Annotated in this window: 22 protein-coding genes; 7 read left to right on the top strand and 15 right to left on the bottom strand. The window is 60.4% G+C overall.

Features of this window, described 5'->3' with window-relative positions; translation table 11 throughout:
- Window positions 1-953: 953 nt before the first annotated feature.
- The 11 genes from AC1DPR_RS11670 to AC1DPR_RS11720 form a co-directional block, all read right to left on the bottom strand.
- Complete coding sequence (locus tag AC1DPR_RS11670; protein WP_018859318.1) at window positions 954-1445, bottom strand: F0F1 ATP synthase subunit B; 492 nt, start codon at window positions 1443-1445, stop codon at window positions 954-956.
- A gap of 3 nt (window positions 1446-1448) precedes the next feature.
- Window positions 1449-2087 (bottom strand): F0F1 ATP synthase subunit B, encoded by a 639-nt coding sequence (locus AC1DPR_RS11675; protein ID WP_018859317.1) that lies wholly within the window; start codon window positions 2085-2087, stop codon window positions 1449-1451.
- 78 nt (window positions 2088-2165) lie between these two features.
- Window positions 2166-2393, bottom strand: a complete 228-nt coding sequence (locus tag AC1DPR_RS11680) for a F0F1 ATP synthase subunit C (protein WP_003588243.1) — start codon at window positions 2391-2393, stop codon at window positions 2166-2168.
- 73 nt (window positions 2394-2466) lie between these two features.
- On the bottom strand, window positions 2467-3219 hold the full coding sequence (locus tag AC1DPR_RS11685; RefSeq protein ID WP_018859316.1) for a F0F1 ATP synthase subunit A: 753 nt from the start codon (window positions 3217-3219) through the stop codon (window positions 2467-2469).
- 75 nt (window positions 3220-3294) lie between these two features.
- Window positions 3295-3639 carry an AtpZ/AtpI family protein gene (locus AC1DPR_RS11690; RefSeq protein WP_018859315.1) on the bottom strand — a complete coding sequence of 115 codons (345 nt, stop codon included), beginning with the start codon at window positions 3637-3639 and terminating at the stop codon, window positions 3295-3297.
- A gap of 282 nt (window positions 3640-3921) precedes the next feature.
- Window positions 3922-5100: a cell wall hydrolase gene (locus AC1DPR_RS11695; protein ID WP_026372067.1), complete on the bottom strand. Its 1179-nt coding sequence runs from the start codon at window positions 5098-5100 to the stop codon at window positions 3922-3924.
- A gap of 161 nt (window positions 5101-5261) precedes the next feature.
- Window positions 5262-7160, bottom strand: a complete 1899-nt coding sequence (locus AC1DPR_RS11700; RefSeq protein WP_025659423.1) for a potassium transporter Kup — start codon at window positions 7158-7160, stop codon at window positions 5262-5264.
- Between the two features lie 18 nt (window positions 7161-7178).
- Window positions 7179-8153, bottom strand: a complete 975-nt coding sequence (locus tag AC1DPR_RS11705; protein ID WP_018856946.1) for a magnesium transporter CorA family protein — start codon at window positions 8151-8153, stop codon at window positions 7179-7181.
- A gap of 402 nt (window positions 8154-8555) precedes the next feature.
- Window positions 8556-9710, bottom strand: coding sequence for an iron-sulfur cluster carrier protein ApbC (gene apbC / locus AC1DPR_RS11710; RefSeq protein WP_018856945.1), 1155 nt, complete (start codon window positions 9708-9710; stop codon window positions 8556-8558).
- A 517-nt stretch (window positions 9711-10227) separates the two neighbouring features.
- On the bottom strand, window positions 10228-10959 hold the full coding sequence (locus tag AC1DPR_RS11715; RefSeq protein ID WP_018856944.1) for a LuxR family transcriptional regulator: 732 nt from the start codon (window positions 10957-10959) through the stop codon (window positions 10228-10230).
- Window positions 10960-11149: 190 nt separating this feature from the next.
- Window positions 11150-11944, bottom strand: a complete 795-nt coding sequence (locus AC1DPR_RS11720; RefSeq protein WP_018856943.1) for an IclR family transcriptional regulator — start codon at window positions 11942-11944, stop codon at window positions 11150-11152.
- Between the two features lie 103 nt (window positions 11945-12047).
- On the opposite strand from AC1DPR_RS11720, the gene AC1DPR_RS11725 reads away from it, so the two are divergent.
- The 5 genes from AC1DPR_RS11725 (at window position 12048) to AC1DPR_RS11745 (ending at window position 16118) form a co-directional block, all read left to right on the top strand.
- Window positions 12048-12818, top strand: coding sequence for an SDR family NAD(P)-dependent oxidoreductase (locus AC1DPR_RS11725; protein ID WP_018856942.1), 771 nt, complete (start codon window positions 12048-12050; stop codon window positions 12816-12818).
- On the top strand, window positions 12818-13735 hold the full coding sequence (locus AC1DPR_RS11730; RefSeq protein WP_018856941.1) for a 2-dehydro-3-deoxygalactonokinase: 918 nt from the start codon (window positions 12818-12820) through the stop codon (window positions 13733-13735). The genes AC1DPR_RS11725 and AC1DPR_RS11730 overlap by 1 nt, the downstream gene beginning before the upstream one ends.
- Window positions 13736-13750: 15 nt before the next feature.
- Window positions 13751-14383 (top strand): 2-dehydro-3-deoxy-6-phosphogalactonate aldolase, encoded by a 633-nt coding sequence (locus AC1DPR_RS11735; protein WP_113469999.1) that lies wholly within the window; start codon window positions 13751-13753, stop codon window positions 14381-14383.
- Window positions 14384-14388: 5 nt separating this feature from the next.
- Window positions 14389-15276 (top strand): SMP-30/gluconolactonase/LRE family protein, encoded by an 888-nt coding sequence (locus tag AC1DPR_RS11740; protein ID WP_113470000.1) that lies wholly within the window; start codon window positions 14389-14391, stop codon window positions 15274-15276.
- A 233-nt stretch (window positions 15277-15509) separates the two neighbouring features.
- The gene (locus AC1DPR_RS11745; protein ID WP_113470001.1) at window positions 15510-16118 is read left to right on the top strand and encodes a PRC-barrel domain-containing protein; all 609 of its coding nucleotides are present in this window, start codon (window positions 15510-15512) and stop codon (window positions 16116-16118) included.
- 58 nt (window positions 16119-16176) lie between these two features.
- Here AC1DPR_RS11745 and AC1DPR_RS11750 read toward each other — a convergent pair whose 3' ends face one another.
- Both AC1DPR_RS11750 and AC1DPR_RS11755 read right to left on the bottom strand, forming a co-directional pair.
- On the bottom strand, window positions 16177-17535 hold the full coding sequence (locus tag AC1DPR_RS11750; protein ID WP_025659431.1) for a putative bifunctional diguanylate cyclase/phosphodiesterase: 1359 nt from the start codon (window positions 17533-17535) through the stop codon (window positions 16177-16179).
- 123 nt (window positions 17536-17658) lie between these two features.
- Window positions 17659-19380: a response regulator gene (locus tag AC1DPR_RS11755; protein ID WP_113470002.1), complete on the bottom strand. Its 1722-nt coding sequence runs from the start codon at window positions 19378-19380 to the stop codon at window positions 17659-17661.
- A 176-nt stretch (window positions 19381-19556) separates the two neighbouring features.
- On the opposite strand from AC1DPR_RS11755, the gene mutL reads away from it, so the two are divergent.
- Window positions 19557-21371 (top strand): DNA mismatch repair endonuclease MutL, encoded by a 1815-nt coding sequence (mutL, locus tag AC1DPR_RS11760; protein ID WP_018856935.1) that lies wholly within the window; start codon window positions 19557-19559, stop codon window positions 21369-21371.
- Window positions 21372-21438: 67 nt separating this feature from the next.
- On the top strand, window positions 21439-21669 hold the full coding sequence (locus AC1DPR_RS11765) for a DUF2093 domain-containing protein (protein WP_007530431.1): 231 nt from the start codon (window positions 21439-21441) through the stop codon (window positions 21667-21669).
- Between the two features lie 31 nt (window positions 21670-21700).
- On the opposite strand, the gene lpxK is transcribed toward AC1DPR_RS11765, so the two are convergent.
- Window positions 21701-22741 carry a tetraacyldisaccharide 4'-kinase gene (gene lpxK / locus AC1DPR_RS11770; protein WP_018856934.1) on the bottom strand — a complete coding sequence of 347 codons (1041 nt, stop codon included), beginning with the start codon at window positions 22739-22741 and terminating at the stop codon, window positions 21701-21703.
- Window positions 22742-22847: 106 nt separating this feature from the next.
- Window positions 22848-23561: an HAD family hydrolase gene (locus AC1DPR_RS11775; protein WP_018856933.1), complete on the bottom strand. Its 714-nt coding sequence runs from the start codon at window positions 23559-23561 to the stop codon at window positions 22848-22850.
- Between the last annotated feature and the right edge of the window lie 3 nt (window positions 23562-23564).

Here is a 23564-nt window from a genome sequence, read left to right on the forward strand (position 1 = left end):
CCTTGTCCCTTGTCCACCTCATCCAGCAACACATTGGCCAGAAGTGGCGACAGCGGCCCACCCTGCGGCGTGCCTCGGGTCCGCTTGAGGACCACACCCCCATCAACAATGTCGGCGTTCAGATAGGCCCGTACCAAGCGGATCACGCCGGGATCGGGGATTTTCTTGCGCAGACGGTCGATCAGGATGTCATGGTCAACCCTGGAGGACTTGCAGGAGCGCCTGTTGGATCAGACGGTCCAGCACCGTGGGGATGCCAAGCTCGCGCTCGCCGCCCCCTGGYTTCGGGATCATCACSCGACGCACCGGCTGTGGCCGATACGTCCCCTCCCGCAGGCTGTCGCGGATGGCAGGCCATGCGTAGCATTGCGGCCGTCTGGTCAATGTCCAGACCATCCGCGCCCGCCGCGCCTTTGTTGGCCCGCACCTGCTTCCACGCCCGCAGAAGGTTCTCTCGCCGAAGGGCCACCTCAAGCAGCCCCGCGCCTGTGTCGTTCCCAATCCTCGGCGGGGGCTCGGCTTCGTCGCGACCGGAGCTCCGGCGGGCTTCACCCGCTTGCCTCTCCGATCGCCCGGACACTTCCGGCATCTGACGCATGGCCTTGCTCATCCTTGGAGGAACTTCACTCTCTCTCGTTCGGACCTTCGTTCGCGCCTATGCGCTCCCTACTACCGCCTCCGCTGACGTCTCACTCCGGCTCGACACCGTCGCCCTTTCAGGCGCAAGGCGAGATCTCCCCATATGTGGACGGCTCCCACTTGCAAGGGTTTTTACAGATAATTTTGATCGGATCGCTTCCTCCCCACGGTTGGTCACCCTGCCGCAGTTGCGCTTCACTTCGCTCGCTGTGACCAGCTTGCGGTGGGACTTCCACCCACAAGAATGCGCCCATGCTGGGCGCACAACAAAAGAGCCCGGCATCAGCCGGGCTCTTAAGTACTTGGCGCTCAGCTTAGTTGAGGCGGCTCTTGACCTGACCGACCGCGTCGCTGAAGAGTTCGGACCGAACCTTCGTGTCGGCCTTCTTTGCCAGAACATTTTCGGCAGCAGCGATTGCCAGATCGACGGCAGCGGAACGCACCGCCTTCATCGCATCGGCTTCCGCCTGCTTGATCTTCTGCTCGGAAACCGTCGTGCGGTTTGCGACGAATTCTTCCGTCTTCTTCTTGGCTTCGGCGGTCAGCATTTCGGCCTCGCGCTCGGCTGCAGCAACGATGTGTGCAGCTTCAGCTTCGGCTTCCTTACGCTTGCGCTGATATTCGGCCAGCAGGTGCTGGGCTTCCTCGCGCAGGCGCTTGGCTTCCGAGAGCTCGTTGCGGATCTGATCGGCGCGGTCGTCCAGCGACTTGGCCATCATGCCCGGAACCTTGAGGTAAACAACCAGCGCCAGGAACAGGACAAGGCCGACAAATGCGAAGAATGTTGCGTCGAATGCAAATTCCATCGATCAAGCCCCCTTCTTGATATCAGCGACTGCGGCGGCAACATCTGCCTTTGCCGAGGTGCCGATCAGCTGCTCTACAACAGCCGTTGCTGTTTCTTCGGCGATGGTGCCGACGTCAGCGAATGCCTTCGCCTTAATGTCTGCGATGCGACCTTCGGCAGCCTTGAGCTTTTCGGCCAGACCTGCTTCCACGGCCTTGCGGTCGGCTTCCGCCTTCAGCTTGGCAGCGTCGCGGGCGGCTGTGCCGATCGCGTTCGACTTGGCGCGCGCGGCGGCCAATTCGGCTTCGTAAGCGGCAACATCGGCGTCCGCTTCCGCCTTCAGGCGGCCTGCCTCATCGAGGTCCTGCGAGATGCGGTTGTGACGCTGCTCGAGGATATTGCCGATGCGCGGCGCGATGACCTTTTGCATGAGCACGAAGAAGACGACAAACGTAATTGCCAGCCAAAGCAGCTGCGAAGCGTAGGTCGTCGAATCGAAAGGCGGAAACACGCCGCCTCCATGATGCTCGGCTGGTACGCCGGTCTCGGTGTGGACATCGCCTGCTGCCGGGGCGGCATGCGTGTCTGTACCGGTTGCTGCACCAGTTTCTGCGGTTCCCGCCGGGGCCTCTTCGGCGTAAGCCGGGGTCACAAAAAACATGCTCACCTCCAGGTGTACTGCAAATGCAAAGGATCACGGCATGCGAACTGCAGGCCGTGATCCTTCAATGCGCCTATATTAAACGGCGAAGAGCAGGAGGAGAGCGACGAGCAGCGAGAAGATGCCCAGAGCTTCCGTAACGGCGAAGCCGAAAACCAGACGGCCGAACTGGCTGTCAGCAGCAGACGGGTTGCGCAGAGCGCCGGACAGGTAGCTGCCGAAGATGTTGCCGAGGCCGAGAGCCGTACCGGCCATACCAAAGCAAGCCAGACCTGCACCGATGAACTTTGCTGCTTCCGCTTCCATGTTGAACTCCTTTGAAATGGTTGTGTTGCGGCGAAATTGACTGACGCCGGAGGGACGTCAATGTCGGTATCCCTTAGTGGCCACCCGGATGGATCGCGTCATTGAGGTACATGCATGTCAGCACCGCAAAGACGTAAGCCTGGAGGAAGGCGACGAGGAACTCGAGACCGGTCAGGGCGACCGTCATAATCAGGGGAAGAACGGCTCCACCAACACCGACCGCACCCAGCGCTCCAAGCGAGGCAACGAAGCCTGCGAACACCTTCAGGGTGATGTGACCAGCCAGCATATTGGCGAAAAGACGAACAGAGAGCGAAATCGGGCGGGACAGGAAGGAAATGATTTCGATCGAAACAACAAGGGGCAGAAGAATGCCAGGAACGCCTTGCGGGACAAAAACATTCAGGAAGTGGAAGCCGTGCTTATAAAAGCCGTAGACGAGAACCGTGCCGATAACGAGCAGCGCTAGCGCGAAGGTGACGATGATCTGGCTGGTGACCGTAAAGAAGTACGGGAACATGCCGAGCAGGTTTGCCGTCAACACGAACATGAAGAGCGAGAAGACCAATGGGAAGAACTTCATCCCCTTGGATCCGGCGCCTTCCTTCAGCATGTTGGCGATGAACTCGTAGGACATCTCCGCAACCGACTGTGAGCGGCCCGGCACGATCGCCCGGTTGGACGTCGAGAAATACAGGAAGCCGGCGGCAACGGCAGCGGACGCCACCATGAAGAGCGATGCATTCGTAAACGAGAAATCAATTCCGCCGACTTCGATCGGCACAATCTTCTGGATCAGGAACTGATGGGTCGGATCGTTAGACACCGCTTGTTCTCTCTATCTTTAGCCCGCGCGAGACGGGATTATTGCACTGGATCGAACGCCGGAGAGCGCCCTGCCCTATTTTCCGCCATCCTGGCGCTCGGTAGGATCCGGTTTTGCAACCTTCCCCGCAGCGCGCAGAACGTTCAATACGCCGGCACAAAACCCAAGAAGAAGAAGAACGATCAATCCCCAAGGCGCCGTGCCGACAAAACGGTCGAGGAGATAGCCAAGAACGGCGCCTACGACGATAGCGGAGATGAACTCGCTCGAAAGCTTCATCGCCTGGGCATAACCTTTGCGGCTTGCCTCGGCGCTGGCTTCGATAGCCTCTTCCTTCCCCGCTTCTACGCGCTTGGTTGCGAGTTTCGCTTCCAATTGCGCACGGCGCTTCTCAAGACTTTCCTCGCGGTCTTCCGCCATGGTGCTCTCCTCCGCCAGCCGCTGTCCGCGATCCCGCTACCCCGGTTTTCCGGACAACGACCCCAAGGTTTGAGAACCTTTCGGCCCGTTTTGAAGTCGCGCGCAACATAGTTTTAGCAAAAAGCATAGTCAAGGCGTGAGCGGTGGATGTCCAGCCATAAAATAGGCGATAAAAAACATGGGCTTAGGCCGATCTTGGCGCACTTATCCAAAATCGACCGAAAGAATCCGCTTTCCTGTGCTGCCAAGAGACGCAAAATCGCGTCAGGATTGGCTTTTTCCTCAGCTCCAACCGCCGCCATAGGTGCGATAGAAGACGTGCAGGCCGATGCGGCCGACCTTTTCCATGGTCTTTGCCCATTTCGGACGAACATAGACGGCATGGTAGTGCGTGGCGGAGCCAACCTGCGGGAGCCAGATCTTGCCGGCGGTGACCGCCATCGCGAGTTCGCGGGCGATTCTCCAGTGATACTGCGAGTTCACCCGGTCCTTGATGTTGTCGCAGGCAAAGGAGAACTGGCATCGGTTGCGCCAATCCTCGTTCTGGTAGACGACGCCGCAGATCGTCTTCGGGTAGGCCGGATTGCGGACGCGATTGAGAATGACCTGCGCGACGGCGGCCTGCCCCTTCACCGTTTCGCCACGCGCTTCGAAATAGATGCCGGATGCCAGGCACTGCTGCTCGGCCGCCGAAAACACCGAGGGCGCCAAGATGCTTGCGGCCCAGGCGTGATCCCGCGGGCCGATCTGCGGCACGAAGCGGCCGTCGTCGGCCTTGTCGGTGAGAATCGAATCGAACGGCGACTGACGGGAGTAGTCGGGAGCGGACGGCGCATAGGCCGTCGCCAGCACGTCAGCCTTTGCGTTGGTCACGAGACCAGCCAGCATGGGCGAGACGCCGCGGTCCGGCTTGGGCGGTTCCTTCTTATAGAAATTGGTCGCGATCTGGATTTCCTTGCCCTTGATCTTCGGCTTCACGAAGGCGGATTTGTCCTTCAGGTCGAAGGTGGGCTGAAAGAGCAGGCCCGTTCGCTGGAGAATGGACCCGGCGGAAAAGTCCTTCGGCGGCTGCACCGTTTCGACAGCAACGACGCGGCCTTTCTTGGCCGGGCGATTGACGCGGTCCTCGTCCGACGTCGCCTCGTGTCCCTTGTCCTTCGCCATGAATGCGACCTTGCGGCCGTCGGGCAAAACCATGCCGGCCCCGGCAGCAATCGTGCCCGTGACTACGGGATCGGCAAAGGTCAGCTCAGCCTGATGGATCGAACCTGCCGGCGAATTGGTTAGAACCATGCGCCAGTTTTCCCTACCCTGGTCGAGGCCGGCAAGCAGAGCCGCGAGGTCGGCATGCGACGCCATCGTCGGTGACATCAGCCACCCGCAAACGCCGAAGAGCGCGGGTGAACTCCAATTTTGAAGCAAGAGGCGCAGCTTGCCACGGGAAGGGCTATTTCGACGCAACGCGAGACTCCGGCATGAGACGCATGAACATGCCGTTGAAAATGTCTCATTAACCTTGATGCTTGGTTAATGCCGAGGCCCTCCTGAGACGAAAGATTAGCGCGAGGGAAAATAAAAAAGCCCGGCGGATCGCCGGGCTTTTTAGAAGCGCATTTGCTCTTCTAGATAATGACGTGCGAGCCGAGTTCCACCACGCGGTTTGCCGGCAGGCGGAAATAGTCCGACGGATTGGCCGCGGCATTGGCAAGCGCGATATAAAGACGGTCCTGCCAATAAGGCATGCCGGACTTCGCATCGGGAACGAGCTTGCGGCGGCCGAGGTAGAATGAGGTCGACATGATGTCGAACTTCAGGCCGGTCTTGCGCAACGTCGCCAAGGCCTGCGAGACGTTCTGCGACTCCATGAAGCCGAACATGAGCTCGACGCGCGAGAACCGCTCCGAGATCTGCTCGACCTTGTAGCGATCGGCGCTCGCAACGCGCGGCTTGTTGATGGTGCGGATCGTGAGGATCACGTTCTTGTCGTGCAGAACGTGATTGTGCTTCAGATTGTGCAGCAAGGCCGCGGGCGCCGATTCCGGATCGCTCGTCAGGAAGATCGCGGTACCGGGTACCTGGGCGGGCGAATGATCGCTCTTGCGCTCGATCGAGCTGACAAAAGAGGCGAGCGGGATATCGGTGTGGCGCGTCTTCTCCATCAGGAGGGCCGTGCCGCGACGCCAGGTCCACATGAGGATCGTAAAGGCGGTCGCCATCAGGATCGGAATGTAACCGCCGTCGTGGATCTTCAGCAGGTTTGCACCCAAGAAGATCATTTCCAGGCAGAGCAGCGGGGCAAGCGCCAACGTGGCGACCGGAATCGACCAGTTCCATCGCGCGCGCACGAACTCGAAGGCCATGATCGAAGTGACGACCATCGCGCCCGTAACCGAGATGCCGTAGGCAATGGCCAGCGCGTCCGACGTCTTGAAGCTGATGACGAGGAAGATGACGCCGACGAACAGCAACGCATTAACGGAGGGCAAGAAGATCTGCCCGGTATTCGTCTCCGAGGTGAAGAGGATTTCCATGCGTGGCAGGAAGCCGAGGTTGATGCCCTGGCGGACGAGCGAGAAGGCACCGGTGATGACCGCCTGGCTGGCAATGATGGTGGCCGCGGTCGCGAGAATGACGGCCGGCAGCAGCGCCCATTGCGGAAAGGCCAGGAAGAACGGATCGGACACGGCCGCGGGATTGCCGAGCACTAGAGCGCCCTGCCCCAGATAGTTCAGTGTCAATGCCGGGAAAACCAGCACAAACCATGCCCACTGGATCGGCCGGCGACCAAAGTGCCCGAGATCGGCATAAAGCGCTTCGGCACCGGTCACGCTTAGGAAGACCGCGCCAAGCACGACCACGCCGTAGAACCCCTCATGCAGCAGGAAGCTAACGGCATAGTAAGGGTTGAAAGCGGCAAGGATGCCAAAATCATCCGAGATGTGAGAAATGCCGGCGGCCGCCATCACGATGAACCAGAGCGCCATGATCGGCCCGAAAAAGCGGGCGACGGCCCCGGTCCCTCGAGACTGGACGACAAATAGCAGAGCCAGGATGAAGACCGAGATCGGTACGATGTAACTCGTCAGAGTTGGAGCCACGAGCTTCAGACCTTCGACAGCCGATAGCACTGAGAGAGCCGGCGTGATCATCGCGTCGCCGAGGAACAGCGCCGCGCCGACCAGGCCAAGCAACATCAGTAGCGCGGTATGTCCATTTGCCGTCTTCATCAGCAACGCCAGCAGGGAAAGCGTGCCGCCTTCGCCTTCGTTGTCCGCGCGCAGCAGGAAGAGCACGTACTTGATGGTGACGATAATGGTCAGGGTCCAGATCATCAGCGAGATGAGGCTGATCACCTCGAAGCGGGTGAGGCCGTCGACCATGACGGGCTTAAGGGCTTCGCGGAACGCGTACAGCGGGCTGGTACCGATATCGCCGTAGACGACGCCAATGGAGCCGAGCGCAAGGTAGGCCAGCTTGCGCGGCTTCATGTGTCGTTCGTGTGTATGGCTACCTTCGTGCATGAAATGAAAACAGGCTCTTCAGAGCCAGCCTTTCCATCGGAAAAAGAAGAAGGGAATAACGGCGGACAGCACCATTAGCCCAATCGAAAACGGATATCCGTGGGCATAGTGCAGTTCCGGCATAAACTCGAAATTCATACCGTAGATGGAGGCGACTAGCGTCGGCGGCAAGAACACCACGGACGCGATCGAAAATATCTTGATGATCGAGTTCTGCTCGATGTTGATCAGGCCGAGCGAGGCGTCGAGCAGGAACGTGATGTTGCCGGCGATGAAGGAGGCATGCTCGTTGAGCGACTGGATGTCGCGCGAGACCGTTTTGCACAGTTCCTTGGTGTCGCGATCCTGCTGAACTGCCGGGATGGTGAAGAAAAAGGTCATGAGGCGTGACAACGAGGCGAGGCTGTCCCTGACCTTGCTCACGATGCGATGATGGCCCGCAATGTCCCGGAGCTTCTCTTCCAGATAGTTCGACGGCTTGCGCACCTTCCTGGCGCGATCGCCGAAGACATGCGTCGACAGGATGTCGATGCGGGCAACGGACTGCTCCAGTATCTCGGCAGTGCGATCGATGATCGTTTCGAAAAGCTTTGCCAGCAATGCGGCACCGCTGCGCCATTGCTGCGGCACGCGGTGGAGCGCGGCAATGAAGAGAGCAAAGGATTTGGGCTGCGCGTAGCGGATCGTGACCAACCGCTTGCCGGCGAGGATGAATGCCACGTCGGTCAGCGTCGGTGCATCTGTCTCGGCTTTCCAGACGAGGGAAGCGGTCATGAAGACGGCATCGTTTTCGACGTAGAGACGGGCTGACGGCTCGATGTCCTTGAGATCGTCTCGCGTCGGAACCTCGATGCCGAGAGCTTTCTCAACGAAAAGCTCCTCTTCGCGCGAAGGCTCGATCAGGTCGATCCACATCACATCGTCGCGTAACGTACCTCGCGACAGGTCGCCAACGTCAACCGACTCGCAATTGGAACAGTAGGCCGTGATCACCGATTGGGCCTCCGGCAATCCGGGCTTGTTGCGCGCATCGCTGTTTTCATCGAAAGCCCTTCCACGGCGCGCCGCCTGCGAGAGCGCGCGGGATGCAAGTTCCCGATCTTAATGAAAGCGATTGAAGAAAGTTCATACGACTCCTGGCACATCCGGCAACCGCCAGGATATGCAACGTGCTCAACCGCATCGCAGTCACCAATCCTTCGACCAAGATAACTCCGACCATGCAGCTAACCGCCCCGGCGGGGTGGCCATCATCGAGCATTCGCAAAAAAACCGCCTCATGGCGACGGCGCGCCATATGACGGAAAGCTGCGAAAGAATCAAGACATCTTACGCTTACTGCGCCGTTTCACCACATTTCCTCCGCAATTGGGAGTCTAGCGGCAGCGGAGCATTTCACTCGAAAACAATCTCCGGTGCGGCCCGCTGCGGCTGCCCGCCGAGCTGCTGCCAGACCTTGGTCGCGATGTCGCGATAGATGCCGGCAACAATGCCGTTCGGCTCCGTCGCGACAAGCGGCGTGCCGGCGTCGGACGTCTCACGAATGTTCATCGTAAGCGGCACTTCACCGAGGAAAGGAACGCCGATTCGCTCGGCTTCCTTGCGAGCCCCGCCATGACCAAAGATATCGTAGCGGGTACCGGTATCGGGCGCGATGAAATAGCTCATGTTCTCAACGATGCCGAGCACGGGGACCTCGACCTTCTTGAACATGTTCAAGCCCTTGCGAGCATCGACGAGGGCGAGATCCTGCGGCGTCGAAACGATGACGGCGCCCGCCAGCGGCACCTGCTGTGCCATCGTCAACTGCGCATCGCCGGTGCCGGGCGGCATATCAACGACAAGCACGTCCAGTTCGCCCCAGGCCACCTCACGCAGCATTTGCATCAATGCCGATTGCACCATGGGGCCACGCCAGATCATGGCGGTCTCCTCATCGACGAGGAAGCCCATCGACATGACCTTGAGCCCGTAATTCTCCATCGGGTTGATGATGCGCCCATCGATTTGGGTGGGGCGGCCGGAAATCTTCAGCAGCCGCGGCATCGAGGGGCCGTAGATATCGGCGTCGAGAATGCCGACACGCAAGCCATTTGCCTGGAGGCCGAGCGCAAGATTGACGGCCGTCGTGGACTTTCCAACGCCCCCCTTGCCGGAGGCGACGGCGATGATCGCGCCGATACCGGGAACGCCGAGCTTGCCGGCGCGCGGCTGCTGTTGCGGGGCGTGCGCAGGGCCATGATGGTCATGCCCGGCCTGCGGCTGCGGGCGCGAGACCGGCGCCGAGCCGGAACCGGCCTTCTTGTCTGCCGTCAGCGCAACCAGCGCTCCCTTGACGCCCGGCATTTCCTTGATGACCCGTTCGGCAGCCAGACGAAGCGGCTCGAGCTCCTTTGCCTGATCGGCCGGAACGGTGATGGAAAAATAGACTTTGCCGTCGGAAATGAAGACATCAGACACCATACCGAGCTCGACGATATCATGCTCGAGATCGGGGCCGCGTACGGTCTTCAGCGTTTCGAGAACCTGTTCCTTGGTGACGCCCGTCATTCCATCCTCACTGCCTGTGTTTGGCATTCTAGATAGAGGAGCGCCGCCTCTTCGCCAAACAAAATCGGCGATCGGGACCGCATTTGAGGAGGCGAGGCTCACCGGAAGGCCACTATGTCCACCAAGTCCGCCGGGCTTTCGCCCTGATGGTCACAACAGCCTTCCAGGATAGCGAGCTAAGCCTTGCGAACTAGAGCAAGCGTCACAAATGGCCAGCGAAAAATGCCCATGGGAAGAGCAAGCGTGAGGGATGCCGGCGGCGGCGTGTTCTAAAGGCAACAACCGCCGCCGACGCCCTACGCCCGAGGTTGGGCCTGTGGCATCGGCTGGCGGTATGCAGGCCGCGCCGTTTATCCGGCGTCGTGCCAGGTCCCCTCTGGACCGCTGAATGTAAGCAAGCAGAAAACATGCCAATTGGCAAACCGCCAGCAATGCCGGCGCGGCATGGCGCCGGGGTCGTCGGAATTGGCGAGAAATTGGGCGCAAATGATCGGCAAGCCCACAATTTGCGCAACGCTTACTTTATGAGACCGATCCGCAGCGCCTTGGCGACTGCCTGCGTCCGGTTTGCCGTATCCAGCTTTTTTGTCGCGCGGTTCAGGTAGTGGTTCACCGTATGCTCGGACAGGGTGAGGATTTCGGCAATCTCCACACTGGTCTTGCCAGCCGCGGTCCAGTTCAGACAATCGATCTCCCGATCGGTCAAGGTATCGGTGACGCAGTTGTCATGGTTGCGGATCTCCGCCAACCGGTCGAAGACGTGGATGGAGATATAGTGGAGTTCGCGCATTTCTTCTGCGGTGAATGCCTCGCGATCGCCTGAGAATGAAATGGCGCCACGACCGCCTGAGGGCTCGTGGGTTGGAAAATAGGCGCAACGCATCATGCGAAAGCGTTCGAAAAGTGCCTTGACGATGCCCGCCTTCCCGTCGGGGCGATCCAGTTTCGCTTGCGACACGTCATTGAAGAAGGGCGTTGTCGAAGTCCGAAGCCTCTTCATGACCGGGCTATTGGCCACAAGCCCCTCGTGGTCGTAGGCAGCCAGAAGTTCCACCGGCCAGCTCGAGATGACCGTGCTGCTCTGCAGGTCCCGTGCTGTCACGGAAGGAAGATTGAAAACCATAAAGGCCCGCGCCCGATAGGCTTCCGTTACCTTCTTCATGAAGCGGAAAATATCGAACTGCGTTTTCAGTCCGGCGATCTCGCTAACGTGTACGTCCACGGAAGATCCTGGCTGCGATGAAGTCATTTACTTGTTCAACTCAAAAAAAGATGGAAGCCTGATGGGCGGCGACGCCTCCGCGCCGTCCCTAGTTTGTATCGCCGGTGACGATCTACCAGCACATACACCCCAAGACGGGGGATTGACGAGCATCAATTGTGACGATTCGTCAGAAAATCTCAATATTGTGCTTTAGGCCAAGCCGGCCGTCAGCAGTTCAGCGACGCGGACCAAGCCCGATGCGCATCGCCTCCATGATCCGTTCAGCCGACTGCTGGATCGGAGCCGCCCATTCCGAAAGCCTTTCCATAGTGAGCCTGTAAGCCGGACCAGTCACGGAAACGCCGCCAACAAGCGACTGAGTTTCTGACCAGATCGGCGCAGCAATACAGCGAATCCCGACCTCGTGCTCCTCACGGTCGAAGGCATGGCCCTGCTCCCGTATCTGCTCGATCTCAGCAAGAAGCGACTCGGCCGTATGGGTGTTTGCCGTGAACCGATGGAAGGAGAGGTCCGCCACCAAGGCCCTGACCCGCTCTCTGGGCAGGATGGAAAGGGCCGCCTTGCCGACGCCGGTGCAATAGACCGGTGAGGCGTTACCAATCTGCGAATACATTCTGACGGGCTGCTGCCCTTCGAACTTGTCGAGGTAGATGATCGAGGTGCCGCGCAGCACGCCGAGATGGACCGTTTCACCAGTCAAATTCTGGAGAGCCTTAAGATGTGGCTCCGCAACCAGACGAAACTCGTTGCGCGCCCAACTGCGAGACGCGAAGTCCAAAAGCCGTAAGCCCGGCGAGTATCTGCCCTCCGCATCGATCTCGAGCAGGCCCTCCTCCACGAGATGGCTGAGTTGGCGGTGGACCGTACCACGCGGCTGATCGGCAACTGCCAGTATATCCGTGAAGCGCATGGGACCGTCGGCGTGGGTCACCAGGTCGAGAAGGACCATCAGCTTGCCGAGGGTGCCCGTGTCGCGCCTCTCGGGCGCACTCCCTTTTGCCGCACTCATTGTTGCCCCAAACGCCTTGACAGAAATGCCAGGGTAGTCGGATAATTCCACATAGTCAAATTAAGTTCCAAATAATAGAACAACCGAAAGCCGGGAGGAAATAGTGACGGGTATTGTTGCGCAGTTTCCGGAATTCAGGGACCGCACGGTCCTGATCACGGGAGGCGGATCAGGCATCGGGGCAGCGATTGTCGAAGGCTTCGCCCGACAAGGCGCCAAGGTTTCCTTCATCGACATCGCGGAAACGGAAAGCCATGACCTCGTCGCGAGGCTGTCGCGCGACACCTTGCATCCCGTTCGCTTTCATAAGGCCGACCTTCGCGATGTCGCCGCCATCCGCAGAACAGTCGACGAGGTTGTCGCTCACTCCGGTCCGATCAGCGTGCTCGTCAACAATGCCGCCCGCGACGACCGGCACGATTTCGAAACGGTGACCGAGGAATATTGGGACAACAACCAGGCGACCAACCTGCGGCACGTCTTCTTCACCACGCAAGCCGTCGCGCCCTCGATGCGTGCCGCTGGCGGCGGCGCGGTGATCAACATGTCGTCGATCGCCTTTCTCCTCAACATGCCCGAATTCCCGGCCTACACGACCGCGAAGGCCGGCGTGATCGGGCTGACGAAAAGCCTGGCCGGCAAGCTCGGACCGGATAACATCCGCGTCAATTGCATTCTGCCCGGCATGATCGTCACGGATCGCCAGATGAAGCTTTGGCTGACCGAGGACGGCATTGCGCAAACGGTGCAGCGCCAATGCATCAAGAAGGTTCTACACGCCGATGCGATCGTCGGTCCGTGCCTGTTTCTGGCGTCTAGCTGCGCGGCAGCGATGAGCGCACAATCTCTTATTGTCGATGGAGGCATTTTCTGATGGCGGATCCCGCTTATGTCGCGGTGGATTGGGGAACGAGCAGTTTTCGGCTCTGGCTGATCGGCAAGGATGACAGCGTCCTGGCCGAAAGCCGTGGCAATGAAGGTATGACGACGGCAGCGAAGACCGGATTTGCCGAGGTTCTCGCCTCGCACTTGGGCAAGGTAAATGCGCCGGAAAATCTTCCGGTCATCATCTGCGGCATGGCAGGTGCGAAACAGGGATGGGTCGAAGCGGGCTATGTCGATGTCCCGGCATCGCTATCCTCGATCCTGACCGGCGCCGTATCCGTCCCCGACCAGAGCCGGGACGTCCGCATCCTGCCCGGACTTGCACAGAGGGATCCGGCGCGGCCAGATGTCATGCGCGGCGAGGAAACACAGCTCCTCGGTGCGCTTGGCCCGCAAAGCACTGGGTCGCAGGCAGTCTGCATGCCCGGAACGCATTCGAAATGGGTGCATGTCAAGAATGGTCGTGTCACCGGTTTCTCCAGCTTCATGACCGGCGAACTTTTCGACGCGATCTCCAAGCACACGATCCTGTCGCATGCAATCGCCGGTGCCGATCAGAGCCCGGCGGACGAGGCAGCCTTCGAGAGCGCCGTAAAAACGGCCTATGACCGACCCGCGATGGCGACCAACCTCTTCTTTACCGCGCGCTCGGGCCAGTTGCTGCATGGTCTGACCGCTGCGGCCGCGCAGGCGAAGATATCCGGGACCCTGATCGGCCTGGAAATCGCGGGCGCGATGTCAGATGCGGGGACGGGCGTCGACGTCACTCTCGTCGCCGCCGGCCGGCTGCAGGGCCTTTATGAAGCGGCCTTCAAGGCATTATCTTTATCCTACAACACCATTGATGCTGACACGGCCGTCCGTGGCGGCCTTGCTGCCGCCGCCAAAACTATTTGGCCGAACTGAGAAAGTACCAAAGCGATGAACCGCATCCCCTTTCCTACGATGAAGCGTCCACTGATTGCCATTCTACGTGGCATCAAGCCTGAAGAAACCGAAGGCGTGGTCGGCGCACTGATCGAAAACGGTCTGACCGCCATCGAAATCCCGCTGAACTCGCCCGAGCCGTTCAAGTCGATCGAGATTGCCGCAAAGATGGCGCCGGCCGATTGCCTCATCGGGGCCGGGACCGTGCTGACGACCGAGGCCGTCGACAGCCTCCATTCGGCAGGCGGCAAACTGCTGGTCACGCCGAACGTCGAGCCCGAGGTCATTATTCTCGCCCGCAACTACGGTATGGTGACGATGCCGGGCGTCTTCACGCCGACGGAGGCATTGGCGGCTGCCCGCGCCGGCGCAACGGGGTTGAAGTTTTTCCCCGCCAGCGTTCTCGGACCGTCGGGCATCACCGCTATCCGCGCAATTCTGCCGCGGGAGCTCGTGATTGCGGCCGTTGGTGGTGTTTCGGACAAGAATTTCTCCGATTACACCAAGGCTGGCATAAATGCCTTCGGCCTCGGCACCAGCCTCTACAAGCCGGGAATGACCGCCGCAGAGGTTGCCGAGCGTGCCAAGGCGACCATTTACGCCTATGACGCAGCCGTAGGAGCTTAAGGCATATGACGGAAATTCATGAGTTCGCGGGCAGGACACTCTGCAGCACCAACTCCGTGCTTGGTGAGGGGCCGGCCTACGATCCGGACACCAACACGGTCTGGTGGTTCAATATTCTCGGCAAGGAGTTGCACGAGCTGAACCTTTCGACGGAAGAGAAGAAGGTGCATGCGCTGCCGATGATGGCGAGCGTGCTCGCCCGGGTCGATCCTGAGCGGCAGCTGCTTGCGACCGAACAAGGCCTTTTCATTCGCGATATGAAGAGCGGCAATCTGACCTTCTATGCAGCTCTTGAAAGCGACAAACCGGAAAACCGCTCGAACGACGGCCGCACCCACCCCTCCGGCTCGCTCTGGATCGGCACGATGAGCAAGCGGGCGGAAAGCCGTGCAGGCGCCATCTACCACGTCGCCGGCGGTCGCGTGACCAAGATATTCGATGGCATCAGCATCCCGAATTCGATCTGCTTCTCGCCGGATGGAACGATGGGCTACTTCACCGATACACGCATCAGCCGGCTGATGCGTGTGATGGTCGATCCGCAGACCGGTCTCCCGACAGGCGAGCCGATCGTGCTTGTGGACACGATGGATGAGCCGGGTGGCATCGACGGCTCGGTGGTGGATGCCGACGGATACATCTGGAATGCGCGTTGGGGTGCCGGTACCGTCGATCGCTACAGCCCTGATGGACTGCGCATTGCGCGCTACAAGGTGCCGGCGGCACAGCCGTCATGCCCTGCCTTCATCGGGACAAACGGTGACCGCCTTGCCGTCACCACGGCGTGGGAGGGGCTCGATGAGCATGCCCGCTCGATGCAACCGCAGGCGGGTTCCCTGCTCGAACTGGATGTTACGGTGAAGGGCGTTTTCGACCCGGTTTACGTGATGTGAAGAACCATAATCAGGCTTCACGGGGCGCCATTTGGCGCCCCTTTTTTTGTCGACCGAACCCCGCGTGGCCATACATCGTATGAGCTAAAAGTTCCGTGGAATTAGCAATTTTTGCGCGATTTTTTTCGGGAACCAAGTGAAACCCCGTTCATTTCAATAGGGAACCGGCCGCAAACGCCGAGCATGGCGGGAGCGGGCTAAAGATCCCTCAGGAACGCAAAGGTAGGTTCAAAATGACAAGTAAACTCCTTAAGACCGTTGCCGCTAGCGCGCTGTTTGCCACGGCTTTTGCACCGGCGGCATTCTCACAGACTCAGCCGGCAACACCAGGCGCTCCGGCAACACAGACCGCACCGGCCGACCCGGCAGCTCCGCCGAAGGTCCCGGACGCCACAGCACCGATGTACAACGCCGCTCAGGCTCCGGCGCCGGCCGCAACGGCTGACACCGCGCAGGCGAGTGGTGGATATCTAACGGAGCAGGCCGCCGATCAGATCAGTGCCAACACCTATATTGGCCAGTCGGTCTACACCGGCCAGAACGAGAGCATCGGTGAGGTCAACGACCTGATCATGAAGAAGGACGGCGGCCTGGTCGCAGCGATCATCGGCGTCGGCGGCTTCCTTGGAATCGGCGAAAAGGATGTTGCCGTTCCGATGGATAAGATCACCGTCGCTCAGAACACGCAGGACGGCACAGTGAAGCTGACCACGTCCGAGACCGCAGAAACGCTGAAGGCGGCTCCGCAGTTCAAGACGCTTCAGATGATTGCAGCCGAGAAGGCCCCTGCGCCTGGCGGTACAACGGATACCACGGCCACGGGTTCAACGACGAACAAGTAAGATGCTGCGCAGTGAGTACCGCGTAACCGGTGGCGTCCGAAAGGGCGCCATCGGAGTTTCAGGCGCTGACGCGATCAGACGTGTCGTAGTAGTTCTCGTGCAAGAACCGGAGCGTGGCAATGCTGTCAGCGGGCTTGCCGAAATGGTAGCCCTGCCCCATACCGCAGCCGAGCGAACGCAGCTTGACGGCTTCCAGATAGTCCTCGATCCCTTCGGCGACCACTTCCAGGTCGAGCCCCTCGCACATGGTTAGGATCGCCTTGATGATGTGCTCCGAGGCGCGATCGGAATTGATGCGCGACACGAAGGCGCGATCGATCTTGATCTTGTCGAACATAAAGTCGCGGAGGCGGCCGAGGCTCGATTGACCCGTCCCGAAGTCATCCAGCGAAATGCGCACGCCGGCCTGACGGAGATCCGCAATGATCCGGTTTGCCGTGTCGGCCGAGCCCATCACCGCAGTCTCGGTGATTTCGAGTTCGAGCCGGTGCGGATCGAAGCCGACACGACCGAGGATCGACAGGATGCTGCTGCTCGTCCCCGGATCCATCAACTGCGCCGAGGAGAGATTGAAGGAGAGGAAAAGTTCGCGCGGCCAGGAAAGGGCAGCCTCGGCCGCCTTGCGCAGGAGCGCCTCGGACAGCGCATCAATGAAGCCGCGCTCCTCCGCCAGCGGGACGAAAACGCCCGGTGACACAAAGCCAAGATCAGGATCGTTCCATCGCGCCAGAGCTTCAAAGCCCACGACCTGGTTATTGGAAAGTGCGACGATCGGCTGGAAATGCACGTCGATCACATCGGAGATGATGGCATTGCGCAGCGCCTGTTCCAATTGCGTCGCGCGCTTCATTTCCTGGGCGATCTCGCGGGAATAGACGGTGATCTGGCCACGGCCGCGGCGTTTTGAACGGTAGAGCGCGGTTTCGGCGCTTTTCAGCAGTTCGTCGAATTCCTCGCCCGCGAAGGGATAGATCGAAAAGCCGAAGGATGCCGACAGCCGCACATTGCGGTCGCCGAGATCGTACGGCGCCGACAGGACTTCGCGTATCATCTGGCCGAACTTCTCGGCGCTGGCCCGCTCGAACACCAGCGGCAGGACAAAGGCAAATTCATCGCCGTCATGACGCGTCACGAGGGCACCGTCGGGAATGCAGGCCTTCAATCGATGGGCGACCTGGCAGAGAATTTCGTCTCCCGCCGATGAGCCGAAAAGATCGTTGATCGGCTTGAAGGAATCGAGATTGGCGATGCCGATCGTAAATGGTGCTGGATCGCTCGCGCGTTCGGCTGAGATCTGGGCAATCCGGTCGCGCATGCGGTAGCGGTTGCCGAGCCCGGTCAGTGGGTCGGTATAGGCCATTGTCTGAAGTTCATTCTGACTTACGGGCACCAGAGGCATTTCAGCCGACATCATCATTCAGACCCAGACTGCACCAACGGCAGGAAGGATGGCGGGCAAGTCTTAAGAATTCGATAGTGGATCGGTCACGTTGGAACCGTGTTTTGTCCCAAGATTTAGGGAGTTGACGAGCTTTGTTCGTCACATGCTGGCCTGTCTGATGTCCTGGGCAAGGTACTGTTGAAAGATCCCTTGAAGAATATCTGGGCTTACCGGCTTCATAATTACGTCGTCCATTCCAGCCTTTGCGCACTCAGCTCGATCGCGCTCGAAGGCTTGCGTCAGAACACCGATGATCGGCGTTCTTGTACTGCCGCCTTCCTCTGTCTGGCGGATCAGCCGCGCCGCTTCGAAACCGTTGAAGCCCGGCAGAGAGATATCCATCAGGATGATTTTCGGCTGGTGCTCTGTCCAGAGGCGAACGGCTTCATCGCCGCTTGGGGCGATCATGTAACGGTAGCCGAGGCCTTCGAGAATCTGCGAGAAAACGATCTGGTTGATGTCGTTATCTTCGGCAACGAGCACGTCGAGCGTGTTCGCCTCCTCCACGGCAGTGATTTCCCAGTCGGTGTCAATGCCTTCGGCCATCTGGCCGCGGTTGCTGCGGTTGAAATGACGGGCGATCTGGAAGGTGAGCTCATTGGCGAGCTGGAAGCCGTCCATCGCCAGTGCCGGGATGCCGTATTGCTCGGCGAGCTCGAGGCAGCGCATGCCGAGCTGGTTGTCGATCACGAGCAGGTCGAGCACGATGCCGGACGAGCTCGCGATTTCCAGGAACTGTTCCTCCTCGTCCTCGCCGCGAACCGAGCAGGCCTCGAAACCGTATTTGGCGAGGGTCCGCAGGGCCGCGCCTTCTGCCACGACATCCGATGTCACGACGAGGATCTTGCGACCGGAGAAGTTCTCCGGGACGATCGCCTCCATTGCCGCCGGCTCGCGCCGTTCGCCGTTTCCGCTCATCGGAACATAGGCGCGCCGATAGGAATTCTTGCTTGACGTCGTGACCGTCGATGCGAACCGGAACTCTTCTAGATCGTCGCCGTCGCGCGGCAGATCCTGCATGGTCGAGACAAGAAAATAGCGCCCCGGCTTGCCGATCCGGTGCTTGCGCGTGACGATGTCGCGTTCGACGCCGTCGCGGGAGACCTGCCGCTGACGGGAAATCGACATTTCGCCCGTCTCCAGAACATGACGGTCGCTTTCCTCGAAACGCTGGGCGACATCCTCGGAGAACAGGTCGCTGCTCTTGCGGCCAAGCACTTCATCGACCGTCGTCTGATACTTGTCGCAGAAGGCGATGTTGACGGCGACGTAATTCAGATTGCGGTCCTTGACGAAGAGCGGGAACGGCAGGTTGTCGAGGATATCCTCCGTGAGCTGCACACGCTCGAGATCGGAGCGCCACTGTTCCTCGCGCTTCTTGTTCTCGGAAATGTCCTGGATGACGCAGACGCCGTAGCCGCTCGCAAGGCGCCGCTTGCCAAACCTGATCCACCGATCCGCACCATGCCGCTCGACGGCCTCGAAGCGCTCGCGCCAGTGCGAGGCGATCTTCTGGGACAGCCAATCCTCACGGCTCATCGCACCTTGGTTGCTGGCCGACTGCGTGCGGATGCCGGTGTCGTAGATGGCGCCCAGGAAGTCCCGCAACCGCCTCCCCGGCTTCAGCATCGCCGCCGATATCGGAAAGAAATCGAGAACCTGGCGGCTCGCAAAGACCATGTGGTCGGTCTTGTCATAGACGATGAATGCGGCGCCCAAGCTCTCGCATACCGCGTCAAACAGCACCGTCTGCAGGCTTGATTCAGCCGGCATTTCGCTGCTTACAGATGATGTGTCCGCTTGTTCGAAGCCGGCACTCATTCCTACGCGTCCCACATCTGTCCGATTTAAACCCAGTCCTCGGAATAAGTTGCAAAATGGCACCTTTGTCTTAAGGCGCGCTTAATATTAAGCAGCCGGAATTAGGGCGTGCAGAACGGAAAGGCGGTGGCGCTTTCGCCCTTCCCTCGGACCCGCGAATCCAAGAGAATAGGCGCATGGCCATCAGACAGCTTTCAGAGACCCTCATCAATCAAATCGCCGCCGGTGAAGTCATCGAGCGGCCCGCGAGCGCCGCTAAGGAGTTGATCGAAAACGCCCTCGACGCAGGCGCGACGCGCATTGAGGTTGCGACGTCGGGCGGCGGCAAGAGCCTGCTGCGGGTTTCGGACAACGGGTCTGGCATGGATGTTGCGGATCTGGAGCTTGCCGTACGACGCCACTGCACCTCGAAGATCTCAGATACGCTGGACGATATCCGCACGCTGGGTTTTCGCGGCGAAGCGCTGCCATCGATTGGCTCGGTAGCCAGGCTCAGCATTTCGAGCCGCCGCCGGGACAGCGCAGGCGGCAACGAAATCGCCGTCGAGGGCGGGAGAATTACACATCTTCGCCCCTCACCCGGCAATCCGGGCACGATCGTCGAAGTTCGCGATCTCTTCTTCGCGACGCCGGCCCGCCTGAAATTCCTCAAGACGGAAAAGGCCGAGGCTGCGGCGATCACCGAGGTCGTCAAGCGCATGGCGATTGCCTTCCCCGGGGTGCGCTTCGTGCTCTCGGGGACTGATCGAACGACGCTGGAGTTGCCGGCGACGGGTGACGATCATCTGGCGCGGATGGCGCAGATCCTTGGCAAGGATTTTCGCGACAATGCGATCGAGATCGATGCGGAGCGGGAGGGCATATCGCTGACAGGCTTTACCGGCGTGCCGACCTTCAATCGCGGAAACTCGGCCCACCAATATGCCTTCGTCAACGGACGCCCGGTGCAGGACAAGCTGATCCTGTCGGCGATCCGCGGCGCCTATGCCGAGACCATCCCAGCCGGGCGTTATCCGGTCGCAGTACTGTCGATCAGGCTCGATCCGGCCCTTGTCGACGTCAACGTGCACCCGGCCAAATCGGATGTGCGCTTTCGCGACCCGCAACTGGTGCGCGGCCTGATCGTCGGCGCCGTGCGCGAGGCGCTGGCGCGTGACGGCAGCCGGGCAGCCACAACGGGTGCAGACGGCATGCTGCGCTCCTTCCGGCCCGGTTTCCAGCCTGGCGCCCAACGGCCCCAACAGCCTTGGTCGGCGGCGACCTCGCCATCGCGTCCATTCCACCAGGCTGCAAACGGCAGCTTCGGCGAACGGCCGCAGGCCTCCTTCGACGGCCTTGCGACGCCGACGGCCCGCAGCGACATCGCCCCTACCCCAAGAATGCCGGTTGCGCCGGAAGAGCCGCCACAGCGCTATCCGCTGGGTGCCGCCCGGGCGCAGATTCACGAAAATTATATCGTGGCGCAGACGGATGATGGCCTCGTAATCGTCGATCAGCACGCCGCGCATGAGCGCCTAGTATTCGAGGCGATGCGCAAGGCGCTGCATTCGAAACGGCTCGCCTCGCAGGTGCTCCTCATCCCCGAAATCGTCGATCTGCCGGAAGAGGATTGCGATCGGCTTATGCAGTTTGCCACCGAGCTTGGCGAGCTGGGGCTGGCCATCGAGCGCTTCGGCTCCGGCGCGATCGCCGTGCGTGAGACACCTGCCATGCTGGGAGAGGTGGACGCCACGGGACTTATCCGTCAGCTGGCGGACGAGATCGCCGAATGGGATACCGCCTCCGGCCTGTCGGCCAAGCTGGAATATGTTGCAGCGACCATGGCCTGCCACGGATCCGTGCGTTCGGGCCGACGGCTGCGACCCGAAGAAATGAACGCCCTTCTCCGTCAAATGGAAGTTACTCCCGGCTCAGGGCAGTGCAACCACGGACGACCGACCTATATCGAGCTCAAGCTCTCGGATATTGAACGGTTGTTCGGCCGTAGCTGAAAAAGCTGGAAAAGGCCGCTGCGGCGCGTTATGGCAGGGGTATGACAGCCTGCAAGGAATGGAGCGCATGAACTTGTTCGAAGGAAATGGAAACCGCGAAGCGCAGATACGCTATCTCGATGCGGATTTTCAGATCCTGTCGCCGGGCTCCTACGTCGTATGTGCAATTACCGGCAAGCAGATCCCGCTCGACGAACTGCGCTATTGGAGCGTCGCGCGCCAGGAGCCCTACGCCGATGCCGTAGCCTCGCTGGAGGCTGACAAGCGCGCTGGCGTTTTGCCGAACCAGAAGCGCTGACGCTGAACACCGGCACCCCGAGATTTTCCGATTAGGCCTTCCGCCCTTCCTTCAAGCGCCGGTCGCGGCAGGCATTGATGGCCCGATCGATGATGAGACTTGGCGCCAGAGCATCCTCGAAGGCCATCTCCACCTCAATCACCCGGCATTTCGCCGCGAGTTCCTCGGCTTTGCCATGATGGCCGGCGAGCCGGACGAAATCCTTCGACGTCGTGACAATCTGAAGGCCGTCGCTCTCTGCCGTTGTCAGAATGTCGTCGATCTCGTCATCGGTCAGATGCTCGTGATCACCGAACGAGCGGCGAGCGGCGATATGCCCGCCGACGGATTCGACGGTGCGGAAGAATTTCGACGGATCGGCAATACCGGCAAAGGCCAGCACGTTGCGGCCGGAAAGATCGGCGCTGTCGCACACCTTCAGGGAAGCCGTGAAATAGGGTTTGGCGGCGCGCGCCGCGATCCGAACGATATTGTCGGCCGCTTCGCCCCCGCCAACCTTCAAAAGGGCTGTCGCGTAGCGCAACTGCTGACGGATGGGCGCGCGTACAGGACCACCGGGAACGATGTGGCCATTGCCGAGGCCACGCGTGGCGTCGATGACCAGCAACGCATAGTCGATCGCCAGGCGAGCGGTCTGAAAACCGTCATCCATGATGATCAGGTCCACGCCTTCCTTGACGAGGCGCTGGGCCCCTTCGACACGGCGGCGGGAAATCACGGTGAGCGCCTCTCGAGCGAGAAGCAGAGGTTCGTCCCCGACAGCCAGGGCGCGGTGATGAACCGGATCGACAACAGTCGTGACATCGAGGGAACCGCCATAGCCACGGCTCAGAAAACCAGGCTTCAGCCCCTTTGCCTTTGCCGCGCGGGCGATCGTCAGCGCCGTCGGCGTCTTGCCGGCGCCGCCGACGGTGAAATTGCCGACGCAGATAACGGGCACGGGAACCGAGGCACGCTTGGCGTTGGCCATCCGATAGCCGGCCGCACGCCCATACAGGAAGGAAATCGGATAGAGCGCCCAGGCACGCCAATCGGCTTTCGACCACCAGAAGGGTGGCGCTTCGGATACCATTTTCCCCGCCCTGCCTTTCGGACCCCGAGCGTCATGCTGACGGGCTGTGTCCTCGACCGGGCGGAAAGAGAAGGTAAATTTCAAGAAAAAGCAAGCCCTTGGTCAATCAAGCAAGCTGACGGTCGGGCAGCAGGCCTTCAAGCTCGGTGATGTCGTTCAGGCAGTAATCGGATGCGGCAGCGAGCGTTTCACGCGATCCGGTGCCAGTCAGTACGGCCACGGTCACGCCGACCTTGGCGTTGCGGCCCATGTGCAGATCGTGGTTGTTATCGCCGACAACGGCGACCTCGGAGGGATCAAGGCCCGTCGCCGTGCAGAAACCAAGCACCATGCCCGGTTCCGGCTTGGTGCCGAAGCCACTATCGTATCCGGCCACATAGTCGATGAAGGGCGCAAAGCCAAAGCGCTGGGCGGTTTGCCTGATCGAGCGCTCGTTGTCGCTCGAGGCGACACCGAGGCGAAAGCCGCGTGCATGCAGCCGACCGAAAAAGGCGGCCAGATCAGTGACCGCTACGGAAAACTCGGCGGCATGAGAAAAGAGCTCGTCCAGCTTGATCGTCAGCTCGATCACGTCGAGCATCGAGCCGGCCGCGACGAGCCCCTCCGAAATCTGGCGCGTGTTGCCGGCCGCCAGCAGACTGTCGGGAACGATGTGGCCGCTGACGGGATCCATGCCGCAAGCCAGAAGCAGCCGGTCCGCGAGTTCGGGATCGCCTTCCGAAGCGATGCGCGCTAGCTCGCGGTTCACCGGCAGCCAGCTCTCGTCGTAGTCGAGAAGCGTGCCGTCCTTGTCGAAAAGTATTCCCTTGATTGCCTTCATAGC

Source organism: Rhizobium sp. 01T417 (genome assembly GCF_056398905.1).

What these genes read in the sequence shown, in the direction of transcription:
- AC1DPR_RS11670 (WP_018859318.1), bottom strand. Translation starts at nt 1,445, where the DNA reads ATGGAATTTGCATTCGACGCAACATTCTTCGCATTTGTCGGCCTTGTC.
- AC1DPR_RS11775 (WP_018856933.1), bottom strand. Translation starts at nt 23,561, where the DNA reads ATGAAGGCAATCAAGGGAATACTTTTCGACAAGGACGGCACGCTTCTC.
- AC1DPR_RS11690 (WP_018859315.1), bottom strand. Translation starts at nt 3,639, where the DNA reads ATGGCGGAAGACCGCGAGGAAAGTCTTGAGAAGCGCCGTGCGCAATTG.
- AC1DPR_RS11675 (WP_018859317.1), bottom strand. Translation starts at nt 2,087, where the DNA reads ATGTTTTTTGTGACCCCGGCTTACGCCGAAGAGGCCCCGGCGGGAACC.
- AC1DPR_RS11755 (WP_113470002.1), bottom strand. Translation starts at nt 19,380, where the DNA reads ATGAGTGCCGGCTTCGAACAAGCGGACACATCATCTGTAAGCAGCGAA.
- AC1DPR_RS11765 (WP_007530431.1), top strand. Translation starts at nt 21,439, where the DNA reads ATGAACTTGTTCGAAGGAAATGGAAACCGCGAAGCGCAGATACGCTAT.
- AC1DPR_RS11720 (WP_018856943.1), bottom strand. Translation starts at nt 11,944, where the DNA reads ATGAGTGCGGCAAAAGGGAGTGCGCCCGAGAGGCGCGACACGGGCACC.
- lpxK (WP_018856934.1), bottom strand. Translation starts at nt 22,741, where the DNA reads ATGGTATCCGAAGCGCCACCCTTCTGGTGGTCGAAAGCCGATTGGCGT.
- AC1DPR_RS11745 (WP_113470001.1), top strand. Translation starts at nt 15,510, where the DNA reads ATGACAAGTAAACTCCTTAAGACCGTTGCCGCTAGCGCGCTGTTTGCC.
- apbC (WP_018856945.1), bottom strand. Translation starts at nt 9,710, where the DNA reads ATGACGGGCGTCACCAAGGAACAGGTTCTCGAAACGCTGAAGACCGTA.
- AC1DPR_RS11730 (WP_018856941.1), top strand. Translation starts at nt 12,818, where the DNA reads ATGGCGGATCCCGCTTATGTCGCGGTGGATTGGGGAACGAGCAGTTTT.
- AC1DPR_RS11735 (WP_113469999.1), top strand. Translation starts at nt 13,751, where the DNA reads ATGAACCGCATCCCCTTTCCTACGATGAAGCGTCCACTGATTGCCATT.
- AC1DPR_RS11700 (WP_025659423.1), bottom strand. Translation starts at nt 7,160, where the DNA reads ATGCACGAAGGTAGCCATACACACGAACGACACATGAAGCCGCGCAAG.
- mutL (WP_018856935.1), top strand. Translation starts at nt 19,557, where the DNA reads ATGGCCATCAGACAGCTTTCAGAGACCCTCATCAATCAAATCGCCGCC.
- AC1DPR_RS11750 (WP_025659431.1), bottom strand. Translation starts at nt 17,535, where the DNA reads ATGATGATGTCGGCTGAAATGCCTCTGGTGCCCGTAAGTCAGAATGAA.
- AC1DPR_RS11740 (WP_113470000.1), top strand. Translation starts at nt 14,389, where the DNA reads ATGACGGAAATTCATGAGTTCGCGGGCAGGACACTCTGCAGCACCAAC.
- AC1DPR_RS11680 (WP_003588243.1), bottom strand. Translation starts at nt 2,393, where the DNA reads ATGGAAGCGGAAGCAGCAAAGTTCATCGGTGCAGGTCTGGCTTGCTTT.
- AC1DPR_RS11715 (WP_018856944.1), bottom strand. Translation starts at nt 10,959, where the DNA reads ATGACTTCATCGCAGCCAGGATCTTCCGTGGACGTACACGTTAGCGAG.